Source organism: Rubrivirga sp. (assembly GCF_049648075.1).
Taxonomy (GTDB): domain Bacteria; phylum Bacteroidota; class Rhodothermia; order Rhodothermales; family Rubricoccaceae; genus Rubrivirga.
Genome location: NZ_JBARYR010000619.1, coordinates 1 through 2,387, shown reverse-complemented (window position 1 = coordinate 2,387; position 2,387 = coordinate 1). Strand labels below are relative to the sequence as shown.

General features: G+C 69.5%; 3 protein-coding genes and 1 pseudogene. 2 read left to right on the top strand and 2 right to left on the bottom strand.

The window, feature by feature from the left end:
* Nucleotides 1-198 (top strand): annotated as a pseudogene (locus WBA11_RS16940) (glutamate-5-semialdehyde dehydrogenase); the annotation flags it as partial.
* Nucleotides 199-269: 71 nt separating this feature from the next.
* On the opposite strand, the gene rpsU reads toward WBA11_RS16940, so the two are convergent.
* Nucleotides 270-461: a 30S ribosomal protein S21 gene (gene rpsU, locus WBA11_RS16935; protein WP_424521823.1), complete on the bottom strand. Its 192-nt coding sequence runs from the start codon at nt 459-461 to the stop codon at nt 270-272.
* Between the two features lie 161 nt (nt 462-622).
* Here rpsU and rdgB point away from each other — a divergent pair, with 161 nt between their 5' ends.
* Nucleotides 623-1,324: an RdgB/HAM1 family non-canonical purine NTP pyrophosphatase gene (gene rdgB / locus WBA11_RS16930; protein ID WP_424521822.1), complete on the top strand. Its 702-nt coding sequence runs from the start codon at nt 623-625 to the stop codon at nt 1,322-1,324.
* Nucleotides 1,325-1,449: 125 nt separating this feature from the next.
* Here rdgB and WBA11_RS16925 read toward each other — a convergent pair whose 3' ends face one another.
* Nucleotides 1,450-2,139: a hypothetical protein gene (locus WBA11_RS16925; RefSeq protein ID WP_424521821.1), complete on the bottom strand. Its 690-nt coding sequence runs from the start codon at nt 2,137-2,139 to the stop codon at nt 1,450-1,452.
* Nucleotides 2,140-2,387: the final 248 nt, after the last annotated feature.

The following is a 2,387-nucleotide window of genomic DNA, read 5'->3' as shown; positions in this document are numbered from 1 at the left end:
GACGCGTCGGTCGTGCTGGTGAACGCGTCCTCGCGGTTCTCCGACGGGGGCGAGCTCGGGCTGGGTGCTGAGATCGGGATCTCGACGACCAAGCTCCACGCGTTCGGACCAATGGGGCTCGAGTCGCTGACGACCCAGAAGTTCGTCGTCTGGGGCGAGGGCGAGACGCGGCATGACGTGCCGGAGCGCACCGGGTAGATACAGAAACGCCCACCTCGAGGCGTCGAGGCGGGCGTCGCAGATCGTCGGCCGGGGCCGAGAGCCGTCGGCTAGTAGCGGCGGCGGTTCGCGCGGCGGGCCTTCTTGGCCGCCTCCTTGCGCTCCTCGCGCTTCGTCGCGGAGGGCTTCGTGTAGGCCATGTTCTCGCGGTACGTCCGGAGGACGCGGGCGCGGTTCACGGTGCGCTTGAACCGGCGCAGAGCGCGGTCGATGGACTCCTTGTCGCGTACTTTGATACCGATGGCCAAGGCAAAGGGGGTGTTGTGGGTGAGGGCCGGAAAACGCGTCGCGCGCAATCGACAAAGCTAGGGAGCTCGGCAGTAGCAACCAAGGACGGACGGCGCGGGATCGGTGAAGACGGAGGGAAGGCAAGGACGATTGATGATCGACGATTGGGCCGTTCGTGCCCTCGAGGTCAGTCCCGTCCTCGAGGACGATCGTGCTGCCGAGGCCCGCCTTTGTCGCGCCGTTTTCCGCCCTCGAGGCCGGCGCCGCGCACATCTTCCCCAACCCCCAACCCCCGATGCGCCTCGTCCTCGCCACCCGCAACCCCGGCAAGGTCGCTGAACTGGCCGCCCGCCTGGCCGACCTCGAGGTCGAGCTCACGACCGCCGCCGAGACCGGCGCCCTCGAGGTCGACGAGGACGCCGACACGCTGCGCGGTAACGCAGAGAAAAAGGCCCGCGCCTTGTTTCAGCACACCGGCCTGCCGTCGCTCGCCGACGACACCGGCCTCGAGGTCGACGCCTTGGACGGCGCGCCCGGCGTCCATTCCGCGCGCTTCGCCGGCCTCGACGGAGACGCCGACGCGAACCGACACAAGCTGCTCGCCGACCTCGAGGGCGCGTCCTCGAGGACGGCCCGGTTTCGGACCGTGCTGGCGTTTGCTGACGCGTCCGGGGTCCAGTTTTTCGACGGCGTGTGCCAAGGCGTCATCACGAGAGAGGAGTCCGGAGACGCCGGGTTCGGCTACGACTCCATATTTCGCCCGACCGACGGTGACGGCCGGACGTTCGCCGAGATGACGGGCGGCGAGAAGAACGCGATCAGCCATCGAGGACGCGCCCTCGATGCGTTCGTGAGCTGGCTCCGCGAGCGCGGCTAATGCAAAACGCCCCACCGACAGGGTCGGCGGGGCGCACGGGGCGGTCCAAGAACCGCTCGCTGGTCAGGGCCGGCTGATACGGGGCGAGGACTCCACTCGCCGCCCCGCTGCCGGTGTGCCCGACGTTATCGGATGGCGACGAAGCGGTCGTCGACGCGGATCGTCTCGACGCGGCCGTCCTGACCTCGCTCGAAGCGGACCTCGGTGCCCGTGCCCGTGTCGGTGCCCGTGCCCGTGAAGGTGTCCCTCGAGGTCGGCTCGGCGGTGCCGACCACGACGGGGCTTAGGCCGCGCGTCATCGTCACAAGCTCGTCGTTCTCGTCCCAGACGAGCGAGGCCCACTCCGAGCCACGGTCGAACAGGAGCTGGACGAGCGTGACCTGGCCCCCGTAGATCGAGTCGAACGTGCCGACGACGCTGGCGGCGATGGCGTCACCGTGGCCCCGGACGAGCGCGGAGCGGTACCGGGCGAACGACTCGGCGGACTCGAACTGTCGCTCCGACCGGACCGACGTCACGACGGCCTCGAGGTCGCCCGTCACCCAGGCGTCGAGGAGCGCGGCGGCGTGGGCGTCGGTGTGCGTGTCCGAGCTCGACAGGCCGGTGAGTCGAGCCGCGACCGGGGCGCCGTGGGCGATGAGGGTGATGCCCGACGTGCCGGGCCGAACCTCGATCATGCCGCCGTCGGTGGCGTAGAGCCCGGCGTAGCTCGAGGTCGACGTGCGAGCGTCGGCGAAGACGATCGGGGTCGGGGTGGACGGCTGCGCGACGGCAGCGGAGGACAGCAAGACGGAGAGGAGGAAGATGCGGGTCATGGCGGTGTGGGTTGGTGTGACCCAGATTCGGGAGATCGACCCTCGTAGTTGTCACCCGCTCGTCACAGCCCGCCACCGTCCTGTCACCGGATGTCACCGAGACAGATCTGCGTACGCCTGGGGCGTCATCAGCCCGACCGGCCCCTGGTGAATGCCGCCTTCGTTCGGCCCGTCGTAGACCCGCACCGCGATCACGTTGTCGCCCGCGTGGAGCAACCCGGCCTCGATGGGATAGGCCCGCGGGGTCA

Bases quoted from the DNA above. Each gene is read 5' to 3' on its own strand.
- WBA11_RS16925 (WP_424521821.1), bottom strand. From the start codon at position 2,139: ATGACCCGCATCTTCCTCCTCTCCGTCTTGCTGTCCTCCGCTGCCGTC.